Source organism: Mycobacterium sp. (assembly GCF_965230835.1).
Lineage (GTDB): Bacteria > Actinomycetota > Actinomycetes > Mycobacteriales > Mycobacteriaceae > Mycobacterium.
On record NZ_CBDDLW010000002.1, the window covers coordinates 3606159 to 3628361 of the forward strand.

General features: G+C 60.4%; 18 protein-coding genes and 2 rRNA genes. 19 read left to right on the forward strand and 1 reads right to left on the reverse strand.

All coding sequences use genetic code 11. The features are described 5' to 3' along the window. Positions 1-10 precede the first annotated feature (10 nt). The 16 genes from fadD1 to ACO07W_RS17045 all read left to right on the forward strand — a co-directional run bounded on the left by fadD1 (position 11) and on the right by ACO07W_RS17045 (position 14743). The gene (fadD1, locus tag ACO07W_RS16970; protein WP_421844905.1) at positions 11-1645 is read left to right on the forward strand and encodes a fatty-acid--CoA ligase FadD1; all 1635 of its coding nucleotides are present in this window, start codon (positions 11-13) and stop codon (positions 1643-1645) included. Positions 1646-1836: 191 nt separating this feature from the next. Continuing rightward, the gene (rpmE, locus tag ACO07W_RS16975) at positions 1837-2085 is read left to right on the forward strand and encodes a 50S ribosomal protein L31 (protein ID WP_421846060.1); all 249 of its coding nucleotides are present in this window, start codon (positions 1837-1839) and stop codon (positions 2083-2085) included. 99 nt (positions 2086-2184) lie between these two features. Then, positions 2185-3258 (forward strand): peptide chain release factor 1, encoded by a 1074-nt coding sequence (gene prfA, locus ACO07W_RS16980; RefSeq protein WP_421844906.1) that lies wholly within the window; start codon positions 2185-2187, stop codon positions 3256-3258. After that, the gene (prmC, locus tag ACO07W_RS16985) at positions 3255-4124 is read left to right on the forward strand and encodes a peptide chain release factor N(5)-glutamine methyltransferase (RefSeq protein ID WP_421844907.1); all 870 of its coding nucleotides are present in this window, start codon (positions 3255-3257) and stop codon (positions 4122-4124) included. Before prfA ends, prmC begins: the two co-directional genes overlap by 4 nt. Before the next feature lie 48 nt (positions 4125-4172). Beyond that, positions 4173-4826 carry an L-threonylcarbamoyladenylate synthase gene (locus tag ACO07W_RS16990; protein WP_421844908.1) on the forward strand — a complete coding sequence of 218 codons (654 nt, stop codon included), beginning with the start codon at positions 4173-4175 and terminating at the stop codon, positions 4824-4826. Positions 4827-4902: 76 nt separating this feature from the next. Further along, on the forward strand, positions 4903-6096 hold the full coding sequence (locus ACO07W_RS16995) for a glycosyltransferase family 4 protein (protein ID WP_421844909.1): 1194 nt from the start codon (positions 4903-4905) through the stop codon (positions 6094-6096). Between the two features lie 227 nt (positions 6097-6323). Then, complete coding sequence (locus ACO07W_RS17000) at positions 6324-6788, forward strand: ATP synthase subunit I (RefSeq protein ID WP_421844910.1); 465 nt, start codon at positions 6324-6326, stop codon at positions 6786-6788. Then, positions 6785-7540 carry a F0F1 ATP synthase subunit A gene (gene atpB, locus ACO07W_RS17005; protein ID WP_421844911.1) on the forward strand — a complete coding sequence of 252 codons (756 nt, stop codon included), beginning with the start codon at positions 6785-6787 and terminating at the stop codon, positions 7538-7540. The genes ACO07W_RS17000 and atpB overlap by 4 nt, the downstream gene beginning before the upstream one ends. Positions 7541-7621: 81 nt before the next feature. Then, entirely contained in the window at positions 7622-7867 is a 246-nt protein-coding gene (locus ACO07W_RS17010) for a F0F1 ATP synthase subunit C (protein ID WP_421844912.1), read from the forward strand. Then, on the forward strand, positions 7867-8439 hold the full coding sequence (locus ACO07W_RS17015) for a F0F1 ATP synthase subunit B (protein ID WP_421846061.1): 573 nt from the start codon (positions 7867-7869) through the stop codon (positions 8437-8439). Before ACO07W_RS17010 ends, ACO07W_RS17015 begins: the two co-directional genes overlap by 1 nt. Positions 8440-8445: 6 nt before the next feature. Next, positions 8446-9786, forward strand: a complete 1341-nt coding sequence (locus ACO07W_RS17020; RefSeq protein WP_421844913.1) for a F0F1 ATP synthase subunit B/delta — start codon at positions 8446-8448, stop codon at positions 9784-9786. Positions 9787-9837: 51 nt separating this feature from the next. Further along, positions 9838-11484: a F0F1 ATP synthase subunit alpha gene (gene atpA / locus ACO07W_RS17025; protein ID WP_421844914.1), complete on the forward strand. Its 1647-nt coding sequence runs from the start codon at positions 9838-9840 to the stop codon at positions 11482-11484. Between the two features lie 6 nt (positions 11485-11490). Next, a complete protein-coding gene (locus ACO07W_RS17030; RefSeq protein WP_421844915.1) occupies positions 11491-12408 on the forward strand; it encodes a F0F1 ATP synthase subunit gamma in 918 nt (305 codons plus the stop codon). A 24-nt stretch (positions 12409-12432) separates the two neighbouring features. Beyond that, on the forward strand, positions 12433-13893 hold the full coding sequence (gene atpD, locus ACO07W_RS17035) for a F0F1 ATP synthase subunit beta (RefSeq protein WP_421844916.1): 1461 nt from the start codon (positions 12433-12435) through the stop codon (positions 13891-13893). A gap of 33 nt (positions 13894-13926) precedes the next feature. Further along, the gene (locus tag ACO07W_RS17040) at positions 13927-14292 is read left to right on the forward strand and encodes a F0F1 ATP synthase subunit epsilon (RefSeq protein WP_421844917.1); all 366 of its coding nucleotides are present in this window, start codon (positions 13927-13929) and stop codon (positions 14290-14292) included. Between the two features lie 7 nt (positions 14293-14299). Beyond that, on the forward strand, positions 14300-14743 hold the full coding sequence (locus ACO07W_RS17045; protein WP_421844918.1) for a DUF2550 domain-containing protein: 444 nt from the start codon (positions 14300-14302) through the stop codon (positions 14741-14743). Positions 14744-15011: 268 nt separating this feature from the next. Here the strand turns inward: ACO07W_RS17045 and ACO07W_RS17050 are convergent, their stop codons facing one another. Further along, a complete protein-coding gene (locus tag ACO07W_RS17050; RefSeq protein ID WP_421844919.1) occupies positions 15012-15605 on the reverse strand; it encodes a cob(I)yrinic acid a,c-diamide adenosyltransferase in 594 nt (197 codons plus the stop codon). A gap of 91 nt (positions 15606-15696) precedes the next feature. Between ACO07W_RS17050 and murA the strand changes: the two genes are divergently transcribed. From murA to ACO07W_RS17065, 3 genes are all read left to right on the forward strand, one after another. Then, the gene (gene murA, locus ACO07W_RS17055; RefSeq protein ID WP_421844920.1) at positions 15697-16950 is read left to right on the forward strand and encodes a UDP-N-acetylglucosamine 1-carboxyvinyltransferase; all 1254 of its coding nucleotides are present in this window, start codon (positions 15697-15699) and stop codon (positions 16948-16950) included. Between the two features lie 261 nt (positions 16951-17211). Then, a 16S ribosomal RNA gene (locus ACO07W_RS17060) occupies positions 17212-18743 on the forward strand. Positions 18744-19026: 283 nt separating this feature from the next. Then, a 23S ribosomal RNA gene (locus tag ACO07W_RS17065) occupies positions 19027-22142 on the forward strand. The 16S and 23S rRNA genes sit together here, the layout of an rRNA operon. Positions 22143-22203: the final 61 nt, after the last annotated feature.

Sequence of the window (22203 nt, forward strand, 5' to 3'; positions counted from 1 at the left end):
CGTCCAGACTGTGATCGAAACGCTCCAGCAGCTGCTCCGCGAGCGTTCGTACCAGGACACGCCGGCAGTCAAATATGGCGATCAGGTATGGAGCTGGCGCGAACATCTTTCCGATGCCTGCGCTGCGGCAGCCGCGTTGATCCGCGACGCCGACCAGCACCGGCCGTTGCACGTAGGGGCATTGCTGGGCAACACCCCTGAGATGCTGACCGCCATGGCGTCGGCTGCGCTCGGCGGATACGTGCTGTGCGGTATTAACCACACTCGGCGTGGTGATGCACTGGCCAGGGATATTCTGCGGGCTGATTGCCAGATCTTGCTTACTGACAGTGCGCATCGCGACTTACTCACCGGACTTGAGTTGCCGGGTGTACGGGTGATTGATGTCTCGGGCGAATCCTGGTCAACCATGCTCGAAAATGCCGGATCGCTGGCCCCACATCGTGAGGTTGAGCCGACTGACACCTTCATGATGATCTTTACGTCCGGGACCAGCGGTGAGCCGAAGGCGGTGCAGGTCACTCATCTGACCGTAATGTTTGCTGGTGCTTCGCTGATCGGGCGGGGTGAGGTCCAGTCTTGTGACGTCTGCTATCTGTCTATGCCGCTTTTTCATTCCAATGCGTTGCTTGCGGGGTGGAGCGTGGCGGTGGGTGCTGGAGCCGCGATGGTCCCCGCCGCTTTTTCGGCCTCGGGGCTGCTCGCTGATCTGCGCCGGTACGGAGTCACTTACATGAACTACGTCGGCAAACCGCTGGCGTACGTGCTGGCTACCCCGGAGTTACCTGATGATCATGACAACCCGCTACGTGTCGCTTTCGGTAATGAGGCAAGCGATCGTGACATTGCCGAATTCAGTCGCCGTTTCGACTGCACGGTGTGGGATGGCTTCGGCTCTACCGAGGGCGCGATCATCATCACCCGCGAGGAGGGGTGCCCGCCGGGGTCGCTCGGTCGCGGCTTTCCGGGCGTTGAAATCTACAACCCGGACACGCTGACCGAATGTCCGCCGGCCGTCTTGGCCGACGACGGCACGTTGGCCAATGCTGAGGAGGCCATCGGCGAGTTGGTCAACGCAACGGGCGCCGGGTTATTTGCTGGCTACTACAACGACCCGGAAGCCAATGAAACGCGGCTTCGGCACGGCATGTTCTGGTCTGGTGACCTCGCGTACCGCGATGCAGACGGGTGGATCTACTTCGCCGGACGCAGCGGAGACTGGTTGCGCGTCGACGGGGAGAATATGACTACGGCGCCCATTGAGCGGATCTTGCAGCGGTTGAAGCAAGTCAATCACGTTGCGGTGTACGCCGTACCCGATGAGCATGTTGGCGATCAGGTAATGGCAGCCATCGTATTGGGGGACAAGGCCGAGTTGACGCCGGAGGAGTTCGGCCTGTTTTTGGCCGCTCAGCCCGACCTGTCTCCCAAGGCCTGGCCGCGGCATGTTTGGCTCACCGATCAACTGCCGTCTACGGCGACGAACAAGATCCTGAAGCGGGACCTGTCTGCGCGCGGCGCCAAACCCGATGGCGGTGTGCTCTGGACGCGCAGTGAACGAAGCACGTCCTATGCCCGCGTAGTTCCCGATGCTGGGGCCGATGTCAGCCAACCAGGCCGAGGTGGACCGCCGCCGAGCCCTTGATGCCGCCCAGCCGGAGGCTATTGAGCCTGTTGGGAATGTGCGCGGGGATTTCGCTGTTTGGGTGGGTGGCAGTTGACCTGGCATAATTGACGGACAACTACCCCAGAAGCACCCCGGGATTCTCCAGTTCAGGCCCGACCGCCACGTCGAACGTCGCGGGGGACCGGGCGGCAACGATTGAAGAGGACAGCATGAAAACCGACATTCATCCCGCATACGAGGAGACCAATGTGGTGTGCGGATGCGGCAATACCTTCCAGACGCGCAGCACCAAGCCGGGCGGGCGCATTGTGGTCGAGGTTTGTTCGCAGTGCCACCCGTTTTACACAGGTAAGCAGAAGATCCTCGACAGCGGTGGCCGGGTGGCTCGCTTCGAAAGGCGCTACGGCAAGCGCGCGGCTGGGGCTGGCGCCGCCAAGACGGGACAAACCGACAAATAGCTGGCTTACCGACGCCCGAACTGTGCTGCGAACTGCACAGGCCGGGCGTCGGTTCGCGTTTGGGGCGAAGAGCTTGCTGAATTTCGTTGGAGGTGTGGCATGACGCAGCCGGTGCAGACGATTGACGTTCTGCTCGCCGAACATGCCGAGCTTGAGCGTGCTCTGGCAGATCCTGAATTGCACGGCAATCCGACCGAGGCACGCAAAGCCGGACGGCGGTTTGCCCGACTGGTCCCGATCGTCACCACCCACCGCAAGTTGGTGTCCGCGCGTGAGGATCTGGACACTGCACGCGAGCTCGCCGAGTCCGACCATTCGTTCGCCGAGGAGGTGGCCGAATTAGAGGCTCGGGTAGCCGAACTGGACACCCAGCTGACCGACATGCTGGCACCTCGCGACCCGCATGACGGCGACGACATTGTGCTCGAAGTCAAGTCCGGTGAGGGGGGTGAAGAATCGGCGTTATTCGCCGCCGACTTGGCCAGGATGTACGTCCGATACGCCGAGCGACACGGCTGGACGGTGACAATCCTGGACGAAACGACGTCGGATCTGGGGGGCTACAAGGAAGCGACACTTGCCATTGCCGCCAGCAACTCCTCGCCCGACGGGGTTTGGGCACGAATGAAGTTCGAAGGCGGGGTGCACCGGGTACAGCGGGTCCCTGTGACGGAATCTCAAGGCCGGGTGCATACGTCGGCTGCGGGAGTGCTGGTGTATCCCGAACCAGAGGAAGTCGCCGAGGTGCAAATCGACGAGTCGGACCTGCGCATCGACGTATATCGGTCTTCGGGGAAAGGCGGCCAGGGTGTCAATACCACCGACTCGGCGGTGCGGATCACCCACCTGCCCACCGGCATCGTCGTTACTTGCCAGAACGAGCGTTCGCAGCTGCAGAATAAGACCCGCGCATTACAAGTGCTGGCCGCTCGCCTGCAGGCGATAGCTGAGGAGCAGGCATTGGCGGACGCCTCGGCAGATCGGGCCAGCCAGATTCGCACTGTCGACCGCAGCGAACGCATCCGTACCTACAATTTCCCAGAGAACCGCGTCGCAGACCACCGAATCGGCTACAAAGCGCACAATCTGGATCAGGTACTAGAAGGTGATCTGGATGCTCTATTCGATGCGCTGGCCGACGCCGACAAGCAGTCTCGGCTACAACAGTCATGACCGTCTTGCAGCGCGCGATGCGATCCGCTGCGGCGCTGCTCGCCGAAGCGGGAATCGACTCGGCACGCTGCGATGCCGAGCTGTTGGCCGCACACCTGGCCGGAACCGAACGCGGCCGGCTGGCGCTGCTTGAGCAACCCGACGACGAGTTCTTCGAGCGCTACCACCACCTGGTTGCCGCGCGCTCTCGCCGGGTGCCGTTACAGCACCTCACCGGGACGGCGTGGTTCGGTCCGGTGAGGTTGCACGTCGGCCCTGGTGTGTTCATACCGCGCCCGGAGACCGAGGCCATGTTGGCATGGGCCGCCGCGCAGCCGCTGCCCGCACGACCCGTGATTGTCGACGTGTTTACCGGATCAGGTGCTTTAGCGGTCGCGATGGCACGGCACCTTCCCGCGGCCCGGATCTTTGCCATAGACGATTCCGAGGCGGCTCTCGGATATGCCCGCCGCAACGTCGAAGGTACGGATGTGGAGTTGGTCCGTGCCGACGTCACCGTATCGGGCTTGCTCCCCGAACTGGACGGGCAGGCTGACCTCCTAGTCGCCAATCCACCCTACGTTCCCGATGATGCTGCTCTAGAACCTGAAGTAGCACAACATGATCCAAAACATGCGGTGTTCGGTGGGGCAGATGGGATGGGGCTGGTGGCGGTTGTCGTCGCTCTGGCTGCGCGCTGGCTGCGTCCCGGTGGTCAGTTCGCGGTCGAGCACGACGACAGCACATCGACGTTGACTGCCGATTTGGTCGGCAGCACAGGATTTTTCGACGAAGTTCGCGCCCACAAGGATCTGGCCGGACGACCGAGGTTTGTGACGGCCCGCAAGCGCGGATATCACCCGCGCGCGGGGGAGGGAGAACCGTGATACGCACCGCAACGATCCAGGCCGTGGCGATGATGAGGAGCGGCGGCTATGTCTGAGGTTTTCGCCTGCGCTGACGCTGAACAGCGTTCGCGCGGAGTCGCCCGTGCAGCGGGCGCACTCAAGGAAGGCAGACTCGTCGTCTTACCGACGGACACTGTGTACGGCGTGGGCGCCGACGCCTTCGACAGCGCTGCGGTGGCCGCGCTGCTGTCGGCGAAGGGGCGGGGGAGAGACATGCCCGTAGGTGTGCTGGTCGGCTCCTGGTACACGATCGAGGGTCTGGTCTACGCGGTGCCCGATGGGGCTCGGGAGCTGATCCAAGCATTCTGGCCTGGTGCGCTCAGTCTGGTCGTGATGCAGGCGCCCTCCTTGCAGTGGGATCTTGGCGATGCCCGCGGAACCGTGATGCTGCGAATGCCGTTGCACCCGGTGGCCATCGAGCTGCTGCGTGAGGTAGGGCCGATGGCGGTGTCCAGCGCCAACATTTCTGGCCATCCGCCGGCTGGAGATGCGGACGAGGCGCGTCGCCAGCTCGGCGATCTCGTCGACGTCTACCTCGATGCGGGTCCGTCGACGCAGCAGGCCGCGTCGACGATCGTCGATCTGACCGGAGGCACTCCGCGTATCCTGCGGTCCGGACCGGTGAGCGTTGAGCAGATTGCCTCGGTGCTCGGGGTGGACCCGGCGAGCTTGATCGCCTAAGCGCCGGATGTGAACGGCATGTCGGCATCGCGACCGGCGTGGCTGTTGAGGTCTCAGCTTGGTGCAGTAGGGTCTCGTGGTGTCCAGCGATGCGGTCAGCTTGGCCGGCGGTTTGCTCGCCCTGTCTGGTCGCGGCGCCGGTGTCCCGTTGCGAGAACTTGTCTTGGTCGGATTGACCGCGGCGATTATCACCTACTTCGCCACTTCTCCGGTACAGGTTTTGGCTACCCGGCTGGGCGCGGTCGCCTATCCGCGCGAACGGGATGTGCATGTGACGCCAACCCCGCGAATGGGCGGGATGGCGATGTTTTTCGGGGTTGTCGCCGCAGTCTTTCTCGCCTCCCAGCTGCCGGCCCTAACGCGCGGGTTCGTATATTCCTCAGGCATGCCCGCGGTGCTGGTAGCGGGCGCGGTGATCATGGGTATCGGCCTGATCGATGATCGATGGGGCTTGGACGCACTGACGAAGTTCGCCGGACAGATAACCGCGGCCAGCGTGTTGGTCACCATGGGTGTGGCTTGGAGCGTGCTCTACATTCCCTTCGGCGGTGTGGGCACGATTGTGCTGGATCAGGCTTCTTCGATCCTGCTCACGCTGGCATTGACCGTGTCGATCGTGAACGCGATGAACTTCGTCGACGGTTTGGACGGACTGGCCGCCGGGCTCGGCCTCATCACGGCGCTGGCAATCTGTATGTTCTCGGTGGGCCTGCTTCGCGATCATGGTGGGGATGTGCTCTACTACCCGCCGGCGGTGATCTCGGTAGTTCTTGCTGGGGCCTGTTTGGGTTTTCTGCCGCATAATTTCCACCGAGCCAAGATCTTCATGGGCGATTCGGGATCGATGCTGATTGGTCTGATGCTCGCTGCGGCTTCCACGACTGCGGCGGGCCCCATTTCGCAGAACGCATACGGTGCTCGTGATGTGTTTGCTCTGTTGTCACCGTTTCTTTTGGTGGTGGCAGTCGTATTTGTCCCGATGCTCGATCTGCTGCTGGCAATCGTGCGCCGCACGCGCGCGGGCCGTAGTGCATTCAGCCCGGACAAGATGCACTTACACCACCGCCTGCTGCAGATCGGTCATTCGCATCGCCGAGTGGTCCTATTGATCTATCTCTGGGTTGGCATCGTCGCTTTCGGCGCTGCGAGTTCGGTCTTCTTCGACCCGCGCGACACCGCGATGGTGATGCTGGTCGCGATTGTCGTCGTGGGCGTGGCAACTGTGATCCCGTTGCTACGTCGGCGCGAAGACTTCTACGACGAAGAGTAGTAGCGGCATCTTCGGTGTGGTAGCCTGCAGCTAGAACCCCGAAATGAAATATCGCGGGTTGCCGGCCCCCCGGCCCATCGGACGAGTTTCCGATTGCGCCGATGCACGACCGACACAGGGAGCTACCCCTTGGGTGATTCCAGCCCGACGACTGCGATACGCTCGGCGGACCACCGCGCAGTCGGTTGGATGATTCCTGCTTCATCGACCCGGATTGAGGTGCTGCAGTGACGACACCAGCGCAAGACATGCCGTTGGTGTTTCCTGCTGTTGCCTTTCGGCCGGTTCGCCTCTTTGCCATCAGTGTTGCATTGACCGCGGTGGCAATCTTGCTCGCCGGTTTGTCTGGTCATCTGATGGTCGGGGTGTTCCTCGGCGTGGGGCTGTCGCTGGGTTTGCTCAATGCCCTGTTGGTGCGGCGATCGGTCGAGTCGATCACCGCTCGTGACCATCCGCTAAAGAGCTCGATGGCCATAAACTCAGCGTCGCGACTGGCCGTTATCACGATCTTAGGGCTAATCGTCGCCTACGTTTTCCGGCCGGCTGGATTGGGAGTTTTGTTCGGGTTGGCGCTGTTCCAGGTGCTGCTGGTGGTATCGACTGCGCTGCCGGTTTGGAAGAAGTTGCGCACCGGTGAGCCAGCGGACGGCGCCGTGCTTGCGGCGTCGGAAGGGATGGAGAACCCGCGATGAACCCGACGATCCTGGCTGAGAGCCAAATCGAGGTTGGTGAGCACCACACGGCCACGTGGCTAGGTATGACTGTCAATACCGACACGGTGCTATCCACCGCAATCGCGGCGGCGATCGTGATCTCACTGGCTTTCTTCCTGCGGGCTAAGGTCACCTCGACGGACGTGCCAGGCGGGGTTCAGCTGTTCTTCGAGGCGATCACGGTACAGATGCGTAACCAGATCGAGGGGGCGATCGGTATGCGGATCGCACCGTTTGTGCTGCCGCTGGCGGTCACGATCTTCGTGTTTATCCTCATCTCCAACTGGCTATCGGTGCTGCCAGTGCAGTACACAGATGGCACAGGTCACACCACCGAATTGCTGAAGCCGGCTGCGGCCGACATCAATTACGTGTTGGCGCTAGCTCTTTTTGTCTTCGTTTGCTACCACGTGGCAGGTATTTGGCGCCGCGGCATTATCGGACACCCGGTCAAGCTGCTTAAGGGGCATGTATCGCTCTTGGCGCCCATTAACCTGGTGGAAGAAATCGCGAAACCGATTTCGTTGTCACTCCGACTTTTCGGTAATATCTTCGCCGGTGGAATTTTGGTTGCGCTGATCGCGCTCTTTCCGCCATACATCATGTGGGCGCCTAACGCGATCTGGAAGGCCTTTGACTTGTTCGTTGGCGCCATCCAGGCGTTCATCTTCGCGCTGCTGACAATCTTGTACTTCAGTCAAGCAATGGAGTTGGAAGAGGAACACCACTAGAACTTTCACCGACATGCCTGCTACATGCCGCAACTCAACCTGGTAAACCGTTACCAGCGTTATCAAGGAGGATAGAGGAAAATGGACCCCACAATCGCTGCCGGCGCCCTCATCGGTGGTGGACTTATCATGGCCGGTGGCGCCATCGGCGCCGGTGTCGGTGATGGTATCGCCGGCAACGCGCTTATCTCCGGTATCGCGCGTCAACCCGAGGCGCAAGGACGGCTTTTCACGCCGTTTTTCATCACCGTTGGTCTTGTTGAGGCGGCGTACTTCATCAACCTGGCGTTCATGGCGTTGTTCGTCTTCGCGACCCCCGTCAAGTAATTCGCCGTGATTGGTCGCAAAGGGGTGAAGTGAGCTCTCTCGTCGTAGCCGCCGGCCAGGCCGCCGAGGAAGGTAAGACCAGCAACTTCCTGGTCCCCAACGGCACTTTTTTCTTCGTGCTGGCCATCTTCTTGGTAGTGCTCGGAGTTATCGGCGCTTTTGTCGTGCCGCCGATTCTGAAGGTATTGCGCGAGCGCGAGAACGTCGTCGCCAAAACCATCGCGGACAACAAGAATTCGGCTGAGCAGTTTGCCGCTGCTGAGGCCGACTACGAAGAGGCGATGTCTGCTGCGCGGACCGAGGCGTCGGCAGTCCGTGACGAGGCTCGTGCGGAGGGGCGCCGGATTCTCGAGGACATGCGGGCGCGTGCCAGCGGGGAGGTGACGTCACTCACGGACAGCGCCGCTGAGCAACTGAAGCAGGAGGGCGAAACCGTGGCTGCGGATCTGCGCGCCACGGTTGAGATCCTTTCGGCAACGCTGGCCGGGCGGATACTGGGTGTCGACGTCAGCAGCCCGACCGCCGCGACCCCAGCCGCCGCGACATTGGGCGCAGGAACTTCGGGGCGGTAGCGAAGGATGTCGACATTCATCGGTCAGCTCGTTGGGTTCACTGTCATCGTTTGGGGTGTGTGGCGCTTTGTGGTCCCCCCGGTGCGCAGGTTGATGGCTGCCCAACAGCAGGCGGTACGTGACCAGCTAGACGAGTCCGTTGCTGCCGCAGGTCGGTTGGCGAAAGCCGCGGCCGCCCACGCCAAGGCTCGCAACGATGCGCAAGTTGAGGCGCGCCGTGTGACCGAGGAGGCCCACGCCGACGCCGTACGGATAACCGAACAACTGGTTGCAGCGGCCGATGCCGAGGTTGAACGCATCAAAGTGCAAGGTGCCCAGCAAGTCAAATTGCTGCGTGCACAAATGATTCGCCGGCTTCGGCAGGACCTCGGCCACGAATCAGTCCGCCGCGCAGCAGAATTGGTACGGGAGCACGTTGCTGACTCAGCTCGCCAGTCTGCGACCGTCGACCGTTTCATCGACGAGCTGGACGCGATGGCGCCGTCAGAAGCCGACGTGAAGTACCCGGTGCTTGCCAAGATGCGCTCGGCCAGCCGACAGGCGACGAGCTCCATGATCAGCCGATTTGATGTGGTTGCCCGGGATCTCGACGATGCGGGACTATTCACCCTCGTCGGCGACTTGACGTCGGTAGTCAAGCTGTTGGACCGCGAAGTGGTCGTGGCCCGGTATCTGACCGTTCCGGCCGAGGACGCGACGCCTCGAATTCGGCTGATCGAGCGACTGGTGTCCGGGAAAGTTGGAGACCCTGCGCTCGAACTGCTGAAGGCCGCGGTGTCGATGCGGTGGTCAGCCAACTCCGATCTGGCCGATGCCGTCGAGCACTTGGCGCGCCAAGCGTTGCTGTTGCTTGCCGAACGCACAGGTGATATCGACGAGGTCGAAGATCAGCTATTCCGTGTTTCTCGTATCTTGGAGGCGCAACCGCGGCTGGACACGCTGTTGAGTGACACCGCGGCACCGGCGGCAGGGCGCGTCCGGTTGCTGCGTTCTGTCTTAGAGAGCGCGGCAAGTGGTGCGAGCCAGATCGCGGTTTCGCTGTTGTGTCAGACGATTGAGTTGCTGCGTGGCCAATCAGCCCACGAAGCTGTGGCGGTTCTGGCCGAAGTTGCGGTAGCTCGCCGCGGCGAAGTTGTAGCACGCGTTAGTGCCGCAGCTGAGCTCAGTGCTGCGCAGCGGACCCGTCTCGCCCAGGTGCTGAGTCGTATCTACGGTCATCCGGTGACTGTGCAGATGCAGATCAACCCGGCACTGTTGGGAGGGCTGTCGATCTGTGTCGGCGACGAGGTGATCGATGGGACGCTCTCGTCTCGTCTGGCTGCGGCCCAAGCTCAGCTACCCGACTGAACACCAAACACTCCAACATAATCCACACTGAAGGTAGGAAGACGAAAAGCGATGGCAGAGTTGACAATCTCCGCGGATGACATCCAGGGGGCGATCGATGAGTACGTGAGCTCCTTCTCCTCCGACACTGCCCGCGAGGAGATTGGCACTGTGATCGATGCCGGCGACGGCATCGCCCACGTTGAAGGGTTGCCATCGGTGATGACCCAGGAGCTGCTCGAATTTCCCGGCGGTGTTCTGGGGGTGGCGCTGAACCTCGATGAGCACAATGTCGGCACGGTGATCTTGGGCGACTTTGAGCAGATCGAGGAGGGCCAGCAAGTCAAGCGCACCGGCGAGGTGCTGTCGGTCCCGGTCGGCGACGGGTTCCTCGGCCGGGTGGTCAACCCGCTCGGCCAGCCGATCGATGCCCGCGGCGACATTGATGCCGAGACTCGCCGAGCGCTGGAAATCCAGGCGCCTTCAGTGGTGCAGCGTCAAGGCGTCAAGGAGCCATTGCAGACCGGCATCAAGGCTATTGACGCGATGACGCCGATTGGCCGTGGTCAGCGGCAGCTCATTATCGGCGACCGCAAGACCGGCAAGACCGCTGTCTGCGTTGACACGATCCTCAACCAGCGGAAGAACTGGGAGTCCGGTGACCCCGCGTCGCAAGTGCGATGTGTGTATGTTGCTATCGGGCAAAAGGGCACCACGATCGCTAGTGTGCGCCGCGCGCTGGAGGAGGGGGGCGCGATGGATTACACGACGATCGTCGCTGCTCCCGCGTCGGACTCCGCTGGGTTCAAATGGCTTGCGCCGTATACGGGATCGGCGATCGCCCAGCACTGGATGTATAACGGCAAGCACGTGTTGATCGTCTTCGACGACCTGACCAAACAAGCCGAGGCCTACCGTGCGATCTCACTGCTGCTGCGGCGGCCGCCGGGGCGCGAAGCGTACCCGGGAGACGTGTTCTACCTGCATTCGCGACTGCTGGAACGGTGCGCCAAACTCTCCGACGAACTCGGTGGCGGCTCGATGACCGGTCTACCGATCATCGAGACAAAGGCCAACGATATTTCCGCCTACATTCCGACCAACGTCATCTCGATTACCGACGGACAGTGCTTCTTGGAGACCGACCTGTTCAACCAGGGCGTTCGACCGGCGATTAACGTCGGAGTGTCGGTGTCGCGGGTGGGCGGCGCAGCTCAAATCAAGGCGATGAAGGAAGTGGCAGGATCACTGCGCCTGGATCTGTCGCAGTATCGAGAATTGGAAGCTTTCGCCGCTTTTGCCTCTGACCTGGACGCCACATCGAAGGCACAGCTCGAGCGCGGTGCGCGGCTAGTCGAGTTGCTCAAACAGCCGCAGTACAGCCCGATGCCAGTTGAGGAGCAAGTGGTTTCGATGTTCTTGGGCACCGGTGGGCACCTGGACTCGGTGCCGGTCGAAGACGTTGGCCGCTTTGAAACCGAACTGCTGGACCACATTCGGGCTTCTGAGGGCGAAATCCTGTCCGACATTCGTGAGTCCAAAAAGCTCAGCGACGAGACGACGGAAAAGCTCACCGAGGTGATCAAGCAGTTCAAGAAGGGTTTCGCGGCGACGGGTGGCGCCTCGGTAGTACCCGATGAGCATGTCGAAGCGCTCGATGAGGAGAAACTGGGCAAAGAAGCGGTCCAAGTCCACAAGCCTGCCCCGAAGAAGAAGTAGTCAGCGATGGCCGCCACACTTCGCGAACTGCGCGGACGGATCCGCTCCGCTGGGTCGATCAAAAAGATCACCAAAGCCCAGGAGCTGATCGCGACTTCGCGTATCGGCCGAGCGCAAGCTCGACTAGCCGCGGCCCGGCCCTATGCCGATGAAATCACCCGCATGCTCACCACCTTGGCGGCTGAGGCCGCTCTAGACCATCCGCTGCTTGTCGAGCGTCCCGCGCCTAGGCGCGCCGGTGTCCTCGTCGTGTCGTCGGATCGAGGTCTCTGCGGTGCCTACAACTCGAGCATATTTCGTCGCGCCGAGGAACTTTTTTCCCTTCTGCGGGAGGAAGGCAAGACGCCAGTACTGTACGTGGTAGGCCGTAAGGCGTTGAGCTACTATACATTTCGAAGCTGGCAGATCACTGAGTCGTGGAGTGGGTTCTCCGAGCAGCCCAGCTACGAGAACGCTTCGACGATTGCCTCGACGCTTGTCGAGGCATTCCTGACCGACGTCGAGGACGACGATTCAGCTTCTGGTGGCGTCGTTGGCGTCGACGAGCTGCATATCGTGGCCACCGAGTTCAAGTCGATGTTGTCGCAGTCGGCGGAGGCGCGCCGGATAGCGCCGATGGTGTTGGAGTACGTGGGGGAGGATGTCGGACCGCGCACCCTGTACTCTTTCGAGCCGGACGCGACGACGTTGTTTGAGGCGCTCCTGCCGCGCTATCTGACTACTCGCGTTTACGCCGCGTTGCTTGAAGCCGCGGCTTCAGAGTTGGCGTCGCGGCAGCGCGCAATGAAGTCGGCGACCGACAATGCCGACGACCTCATCAAGGCCCTCACGCTGGAGGCTAACCGCGAGCGGCAGGCCCAAATCACCCAAGAAATCAGCGAAATCGTCGGTGGCGCGAACGCGCTCGCCGATGCCGCTAGATAAGCCCCACCAGGAAGCGATGAAGAAATGACTGCTATGGCCGAAAAGTCCACCGGGACCGCAAGCGTAAGGGACAAGGACAGCAATGGACGCGTGGTGCGCGTCACCGGACCGGTGGTCGACGTCGAGTTCCCACGCGGCGCGGTGCCCGAGCTGTTCAATGCTCTGCATGCCGAAATCACGTTTGAGTCGCTCGCCAAGACGCTGACGCTGGAGGTTGCCCAGCATCTCGGTGACAACCTGGTACGCACAATCTCGATGCAACCCACCGATGGATTGGTGCGCGGCGTTGAGGTGACAGACACCGGCCGATCGATCTCCGTGCCGGTCGGCGATGCCGTCAAGGGGCACGTGTTCAACGCCCTTGGCGTCTGCCTTGACGAGCAGGGCTACGGCGCAGACCTGGAACGATGGTCAATCCACCGCAAGCCGCCAGCTTTCGACGAGCTGGAACCGCGCACTGAGATGCTCGAGACCGGTCTGAAGGTCGTCGACTTGTTGACGCCCTATGTGCGGGGCGGAAAGATCGCGTTGTTCGGCGGCGCCGGAGTGGGTAAGACGGTGCTTATCCAGGAGATGATCAACCGTATCGCTCGAAACTTCGGCGGCACCTCGGTGTTCGCCGGTGTGGGGGAGCGCACTCGCGAGGGCAATGACCTGTGGGTCGAGCTGGCGGACGCCAACGTGCTCAAGGACACCGCACTCGTATTCGGCCAGATGGACGAGCCGCCCGGCACTCGTATGCGAGTGGCGCTGTCCGGATTGACGATGGCGGAGTACTTCCGAGACGAGCAGGGCCAGGATGTGCTGTTGTTTATCGACAACATCTTCCGGTTCACCCAGGCTGGATCGGAAGTGTCGACGTTGCTCGGCCGGATGCCGTCAGCGGTGGGCTACCAGCCCACGCTTGCTGACGAAATGGGAGAGTTGCAGGAGCGCATTACCTCGACGCGAGGGCGATCCATCACCTCGATGCAGGCAGTTTACGTGCCGGCCGACGACTATACCGACCCTGCGCCGGCAACGACGTTCGCACACTTGGATGCCACTACAGAGCTGTCCCGTGCGGTGTTCTCCAAGGGGATCTTTCCAGCCGTGGACCCCTTGGCTTCGAGTTCGACAATCCTGGACCCGGGCGTGGTCGGTGACGAGCACTACCGTGTGGCTCAGGAAGTCATCCGGATTTTGCAGCGCTACAAGGACCTTCAAGACATCATTGCGATCCTTGGTATCGACGAGCTCTCGGAAGAGGACAAGCAACTGGTCGGCCGGGCCCGACGCATCGAGCGCTTCCTGTCTCAGAACATGATGGCGGCCGAGCAGTTTACCGGCCAGCCGGGCTCGACAGTCCCGCTGAAGGAAACTATCGAAGCGTTCGACCGCGTGTGCACCGGAGAGTTCGACCACGTGCCGGAGCAAGCGTTCTTTCTGATCGGGGGCCTCGACGACTTGGCCAAGAAGGCCGAGAGCCTCGGCACGAAGTTGTGATCCGGTCTTGCCAGCAGCGAAAGGTGGTGTGGTGTGGCCGAATTGAACGTTGAGATCGTCGCCGTCGACCGAAAGATCTGGTCGGGCAAGGCAACGTTTCTCTTCACTCGCACCACCGTCGGTGAAATTGGGGTTTTGCCGCATCACATCCCGGTAGTAGCCCAGTTGGTTGATGATGCCATGGTGCGCGTTGAACGGGAGGGCGAAAAGGATCTGCGGGTCGCCGTGGATGGCGGCTTTTTGTCGGTAACCGAAGAAGGGGTCAGCATCCTCGCCGAATCCGCCGAGTTCGAGTCGGAGGTAGACGAGAGCGCCGCCAAGCAGGATTCCGAGTCCGACGATCCTCGTATCGCCGCCAGGGGGCGCGCCAGATTGCGCGCTGTCGGCGCGATCAACTAGAGCTCCGATGAGCGCGCCCATGGCCGCCATGGTCGTGCTCGTCGTCTTGTTGGGTGTAGCTGTTGTGGCTCTCAGCTACAGGTTGTGGAAACTGCGCCAGGGTGGAACAGCAGGGATCATGCGGGATATGCCCGCTTTCGGAGGCCAAGGCTGGCGCCACGGTGTGATCCGCTACCGCGGCGGCGAAGCCGCTTTCTATCGCCTTTCCAGTCTGCGGTTGTGGCCGGATCGCCGGCTCAGCAGACGCGGCGTGGAAATCATTGCTCGGCGATCTCCACGGGGCGACGAGTTTGACATCATGACCGACAAGATTGTCGTCGTGGAGTTGCGTGATACCACCCAGGACCGCCGATCGGGCTACGAGATTGCCCTCGATCAAGGCGCGCTGACCGGCTTCTTGTCCTGGCTGGAGTCCCGTCCTTCGCCGCGTGCGCGTCGGCGCAGTGTCTGATCGACCTGAATCTGGGCCCAAAAGGTGAAGCACGTAAACGAATTCGAACGGCGACGAGCCAAGATTCCGATGGGCGGCCACAACGTGGTCGACTGTCCCCGAGTAGTTCGTTCTGACGTGAACCAGCGGTTCGCCAAGGAGTCCTAGGTTGTCGGTCGCGGGCAGTTCGTCGATTGTCTGGTGAGGTCGGGGGCTTACCGGCGCGGCGAAATCGGCGGCATGACTTTGTCGTTGGGTGGCTATCTGGCTAGCAACGAGTCGGATGCGCCTAATCGGCAGTGCTCGCGTCGCCGCCCGGTCGCCACAGCACGTCGCCGCCCGCGTTGGCCAGCCGCGACAGAATGAAGAGCAAATCCGACAGCCGGTTGAGGTACTTTGCCGGCAGAACGCTAACCTGCTCGGGGTTTGAATCGACCGCGGTCCATGCCGAGCGTTCAGCGCGGCGTACCACGGTACGAGCGACGTGCAGCAACGCTGACAATGGTGAACCACCAGGCAGCACAAACGATTTCAGCGGCGGCAAAGACGCGTTATATGTGTCGCACCAGCTTTCGAGCCGGTCGATATATGGCTGGGTGATGCGCAGCGAAGGACGCTCAAGCTCGTCTGCGGGATTTTTCAGCGGGGTTGACAGATCGGCGCCGGCGTCGAACAAGTCGTTTTGAATCTGTCGCAGTACGGCGGTGAGCTTTTCATCAGGGTTCCCCAGCGCCACGGCGGCACCGACCGCGGAGTTGGCCTCGTCGCAATCCGCGTAAGCCACTACGCGCGCGTCGGTTTTCGAGACCCTGGAGAAGTCGCTCAACCCCGTAGTCCCGTCGTCGCCGGTTCGGGTGTAGATGCGGGTGAGGTGGATTGCCATGAGAAAACGGTACCGCGAGCGATGAAAAATCGGGGAATGCTTGAGGGGCAGCAGCCTGACAAGCCGATAGCGCTTCACTAGACTAACCCGCGTGTCAGAGCGTTTCGTGGTGACCGGTGGCAATCGGTTGTCCGGGGCAGTCGCTGTCGGAGGGGCCAAGAACAGCGTGCTCAAGCTCATGGCCGCGACATTGTTGGCTGAAGGCACCAGCACCATCACCAACTGCCCCGACATCCTCGATGTGCCGCTGATGGCGGAGGTGTTGCGGGGGCTGGGGGCCAACGTGGAACTCGATGGTGATGTTGCTCGCATCACCTCGCCCGATGAGCCGAAGTACGATGCTGACTTCGCTGCGGTGCGTCAGTTCCGGGCCTCAGTCTGTGTGTTGGGGCCGCTGGTCGGCCGGTGCAAGCGCGCCAAGGTCGCCCTCCCGGGCGGTGATGCGATCGGGTCCCGCCCACTGGATATGCACCAGGCGGGTCTGCGGCTATTGGGTGCTGATTGCAACATCGAACATGGGTGCGTTGTAGCCCAGGCAGACACCCTGCGCGGTGCGGAGATTCAGTTGGAGTTTCCGTCAGTGGGGGCAACCGAGAATATCTTGATGGCAGCCGTCGTGGCCGAGGGCGTCACCACGATTCATAACGCGGCGCGTGAGCCTGACGTCGTCGACTTGTGCACGATGTTGAATCAGATGGGCGCGCAGGTCGAGGGTGCAGGTTCGCCGACGATGACGATCACCGGCGTGCCGCGGCTGTATCCAACCGAACACCGGGTGATCGGCGACCGCATCGTTGCCGCCACGTGGGGAATCGCTGCGGTGATGACGCGCGGGGACATATCGGTGACCGGTGTCGATCCAGCGCATCTTCAACTCGTCCTGCACAAGTTGCATGATGCCGGTGCGACCGTCACCCAAACCGACACCAGTTTCCGGATCGCTCAGTACGAGCGGCCCAAGGCCGTCAACGTTGCAACATTGCCGTTCCCTGGGTTTCCTACCGATCTACAGCCGATGGCGATTGCGTTGGCGTCTATCGCCGACGGCACGTCAATGATTACCGAGAACGTGTTCGAGGCACGGTTTCGATTCGTCGAAGAGATGATTCGGCTCGGTGCAGATGCCCGCACCGATGGGCATCACGCTGTGCTCCGGGGTCTGCCGCAGCTATCGAGCGCGCCCGTCTGGTGTTCGGATATCCGGGCTGGTGCGGGCTTGGTGCTGGCGGGCTTGGTTGCTGACGGAGATACCGAGGTCCACGACGTTTTCCACATCGATCGCGGCTACCCGTTGTTCGTTGAGAACCTGGCCGGTCTTGGCGCCGAAATCGAGAGGGTAGAATAGCTTTCAGGTTGACCACTCCACAGCGGTCGCGAAGACCGCCAAACATGGGGGTTGACGGGACCCGCGCCGCGGAGTACAGTGGTGGGGTTGCCTTTTCACGGGGTGTTGCTTGAGAACTCAATAGTGTGTTTGGTGTTTTGACATTTTGTTGTTGTTGTTTTTTTGGCCAAGGTCTTGACGCCCCGTTGTCGGGAACTTGGTCGTTTGTTTTGTCAGGATATTTCTGAATTCCTTTTTCCGCGCAATGGCGCGGTGAGGTTTTGTTTGGAGAGTTTGATCCTGGCTCAGGACGAACGCTGGCGGCGTGCTTAACACATGCAAGTCGAACGGAAAGGTCTCTTCGGAGATACTCGAGTGGCGAACGGGTGAGTAACACGTGGGTGATCTACCCTGCACTTCGGGATAAGCCTGGGAAACTGGGTCTAATACCGGATAGGACCACGGGATGCATGTCCTGTGGTGGAAAGCGTTTAGCGGTGTGGGATGGGCCCGCGGCCTATCAGCTTGTTGGTGGGGTGATGGCCTACCAAGGCGACGACGGGTAGCCGGCCTGAGAGGGTGTCCGGCCACACTGGGACTGAGATACGGCCCAGACTCCTACGGGAGGCAGCAGTGGGGAATATTGCACAATGGGCGCAAGCCTGATGCAGCGACGCCGCGTGGGGGATGACGGCCTTCGGGTTGTAAACCTCTTTCACCATCGACGAAGGTTCGGGTTTTCTCGGATTGACGGTAGGTGGAGAAGAAGCACCGGCCAACTACGTGCCAGCAGCCGCGGTAATACGTAGGGTGCGAGCGTTGTCCGGAATTACTGGGCGTAAAGAGCTCGTAGGTGGTTTGTCGCGTTGTTCGTGAAAACTCACGGCTTAACTGTGAGCGTGCGGGCGATACGGGCAGACTAGAGTACTGCAGGGGAGACTGGAATTCCTGGTGTAGCGGTGGAATGCGCAGATATCAGGAGGAACACCGGTGGCGAAGGCGGGTCTCTGGGCAGTAACTGACGCTGAGGAGCGAAAGCGTGGGGAGCGAACAGGATTAGATACCCTGGTAGTCCACGCCGTAAACGGTGGGTACTAGGTGTGGGTTTCCTTCCTTGGGATCCGTGCCGTAGCTAACGCATTAAGTACCCCGCCTGGGGAGTACGGCCGCAAGGCTAAAACTCAAAGGAATTGACGGGGGCCCGCACAAGCGGCGGAGCATGTGGATTAATTCGATGCAACGCGAAGAACCTTACCTGGGTTTGACATGCACAGGACGCGCCTAGAGATAGGCGTTCCCTTGTGGCCTGTGTGCAGGTGGTGCATGGCTGTCGTCAGCTCGTGTCGTGAGATGTTGGGTTAAGTCCCGCAACGAGCGCAACCCTTGTCTCATGTTGCCAGCACGTAATGGTGGGGACTCGTGAGAGACTGCCGGGGTCAACTCGGAGGAAGGTGGGGATGACGTCAAGTCATCATGCCCCTTATGTCCAGGGCTTCACACATGCTACAATGGCCGGTACAAAGGGCTGCGATGCCGCGAGGTGGAGCGAATCCTTTTAAAGCCGGTCTCAGTTCGGATCGGGGTCTGCAACTCGACCCCGTGAAGTCGGAGTCGCTAGTAATCGCAGATCAGCAACGCTGCGGTGAATACGTTCCCGGGCCTTGTACACACCGCCCGTCACGTCATGAAAGTCGGTAACACCCGAAGCCAGTGGCCCAACCCTTGGGAGGGAGCTGTCTAAGGTGGGATCGGCGATTGGGACGAAGTCGTAACAAGGTAGCCGTACCGGAAGGTGCGGCTGGATCACCTCCTTTCTAAGGAGCACCACGAAAAGTATCTCAATTCCTGAGGTACAGGCCGTGTGGAGTTCGCGTCTGTAGTGGACGAGAACTGGGTGCGCAACAGCAAACAAAACTACTGGACACACTATTGGGCCCTGAGGCAACAGCCGGTCTATTTGAGGCTGTTGTCCCCTCCATCTTGGTGGTGGGGTGTGGTGTTTGAGAATTGGATAGTGGTTGCGAGCATCGAATGGATGCGCTGCCCGCGTGGTAGCGGATTCATTTTGTGTAATTTTGTTCTTTGGTTTTATTGTGTTTGTAAGTGTCTAAGGGCGCATGGTGGATGCCTTGGCATCGAGAGCCGATGAAGGACGTGGGAGGCTGCGATATGCCTCGGGGAGCTGTCAACCGAGCGTGGATCCGAGGATTTCCGAATGGGGAAACCCAGCACGAGTGATGTCGTGTTACCCGTATCTGAATATATAGGGTGCGGGAGGGAACGCGGGGAAGTGAAACATCTCAGTACCCGTAGGAGAAGAAAACAATTGTGATTCCGCAAGTAGTGGCGAGCGAACGTGGAAAATGGCTAAACCGCATGCATGTGTAACCGGGTAGGGGTTGTGTGTGCGGGGTTGTGGGAGTGATACGTCTTAGCTCTACCTGGCTGAGAGGCAGTCATAAAGTGTCGTGGTTAGCGGAAGTGGCCTGGGATGGTCTGCCGCAGACGGTGAGAGCCCGGTACGCGAAAACCTGGCACCTGCCTAGTATCAATTCCCGAGTAGCAGCGGGCCCGTGGAATCTGCTGTGAATCTGCCGGGACCACCCGGTAAGCCTAAATACTTCTCGATGACCGATAGCGGATTAGTACCGTGAGGGAATGGTGAAAAGTACCCCGGGAGGGGAGTGAAAGAGTACCTGAAACCGTGTGCCTACAATCCGTCAGAGCCCCCTCGTGGGGTGATGGCGTGCCTTTTGAAGAATGAGCCTGCGAGTCAGGGACATGTCGCGAGGTTAACCCGTGTGGGGTAGCCGCAGCGAAAGCGAGTCTGAATAGGGCGTATCACGTGTGAGCGTGTGTAGTGGCATGTTCTGGACCCGAAGCGGAGTGATCTACCCATGGCCAGGGTGAAGCGCGGGTAAGACCGCGTGGAGGCCCGAACCCACTTAGGTTGAAGACTGAGGGGATGAGCTGTGGGTAGGGGTGAAAGGCCAATCAAACTCCGTGATAGCTGGTTCTCCCCGAAATGCATTTAGGTGCAGCGTTGCGTGGTTCACCACGGAGGTAGAGCTACTGGATGGCCGATGGGCCCTACTAGGTTACTGACGTCAGCCAAACTCCGAATGCCGTGGTGTAGAGCGTGGCAGTGAGACGGCGGGGGATAAGCTCCGTACGTCGAAAGGGAAACAGCCCAGATCGCCGGCTAAGGCCCCAAAGCGTGTGCTAAGTGGGAAAGGATGTGCAGTCGCAGAGACAACCAGGAGGTTGGCTTAGAAGCAGCCACCCTTGAAAGAGTGCGTAATAGCTCACTGGTCAAGTGATTGTGCGCCGATAATGTAGCGGGGCTCAAGCACACCGCCGAAGCCGCGACATATTCACTTTCGGGTGAGTATGGGTAGGGGAGCGTCCCTCATTCAGCGAAGCCACCGGGTGACCGGCGGTGGAGGGTGGGGGAGTGAGAATGCAGGCATGAGTAGCGATAAGGCAAGTGAGAACCTTGCCCGCCGAAAGACCAAGGGTTCCTGGGCCAGGCCAGTCCGCCCAGGGTGAGTCGGGACCTAAGGCGAGGCCGACAGGCGTAGTCGATGGACAACGGGTTGATATTCCCGTACCCGTGTGTGGGCGCCCGTGATGAATCAGCGGTACTAACCACCCAAAACCGGATCGATCATTCCCCTTCGGGGGCATGGAGTTTCGGAGCTGCGTGGGAACTTCGCTGGTAGTAGTCAAGCAAAGGGGTGACGCAGGAAGGTAGCCGTACCAGTCAGTGGTAATACTGGGGCAAACCTGTAGGGAGAGCGATAGGCAAATCCGTCGCTCATTAATCCTGAGGGGTGATGCATAGCCGATTGAGGCGAATTCGGTGATCCTCTGCTGCCAAGAAAAGCCTCTAGCGAGCACACACACGGCCCGTACCCCAAACCAACACAGGTGGTCAGGTAGAGCATACCAAGGCGTACGAGATAACTATGGTTAAGGAACTCGGCAAAATGCCCCCGTAACTTCGGGAGAAGGGGGACCGGAATACCGTGAACACCCTGCGGTGGGAGCGGGATCCGGTCGCAGAAACCAGTGAGAAGCGACTGTTTACTAAAAACACAGGTCCGTGCGAAGTCGCAAGACGATGTATACGGACTGACGCCTGCCCGGTGCTGGAAGGTTAAGAGGACCCGTTAACTCGTAAGGGTGAAGCGGAGAATTTAAGCCCCAGTAAACGGCGGTGGTAACTATAACCATCCTAAGGTAGCGAAATTCCTTGTCGGGTAAGTTCCGACCTGCACGAATGGCGTAACGACTCCTCAACTGTCTCAACCATAGACTCGGCGAAATTGCACTACGAGTAAAGATGCTCGTTACGCGCGGCAGGACGAAAAGACCCCGGGACCTTCACTACAACTTGGTATTGATGTTCGGTACGGTTTGTGTAGGATAGGTGGGAGACTTTGAAGCTTCAACGCCAGTTGAAGTGGAGTCGTTGTTGAAATACCACTCTGACCCTATTGGACATCTAACTTCGAACCCTGAATCGGGTTCAGGAACAGTGCCTGGTGGGTAGTTTAACTGGGGCGGTTGCCTCCTAAAAAGTAACGGAGGCGCCCAAAGGTTCCCTCAACCTGGACGGCAATCAGGTGGCGAGTGTAAGTGCACAAGGGAGCTTGACTGCGAGACTTACAAGTCAAGCAGGGACGAAAGTCGGGACTAGTGATCCGGCACCCCCGAGTGGAAGGGGTGTCGCTCAACGGATAAAAGGTACCCCGGGGATAACAGGCTGATCTTCCCCAAGAGTCCATATCGACGGGATGGTTTGGCACCTCGATGTCGGCTCGTCGCATCCTGGGGCTGGAGCAGGTCCCAAGGGTTGGGCTGTTCGCCCATTAAAGCGGCACGCGAGCTGGGTTTAGAACGTCGTGAGACAGTTCGGTCTCTATCCGCCGCGCGCGTCAGAAACTTGAGGAATTCTGTCCCTAGTACGAGAGGACCGGGACGGACGAACCTCTGGTCTACCAGTTGTCCCGCCAGGGGCACTGCTGGATAGCTACGTTCGGACAGGATAACCGCTGAAAGCATCTAAGCGGGAAACCTTTTCCAAGATCAGGCTTCTCACCCACTTGGTGGGATAAGGCCCCCCGCAGAACACGGGTTCGATAGGTCAGACCTAGAAGCTCAGTAATGAGTGCAGGGAACTGGCACTAACCGGCCGAAAACTTACCAACACAAATCGCAACCACTAATCCAATCCCGGGATAGAATTGTCACGGGACACCACACCCCACA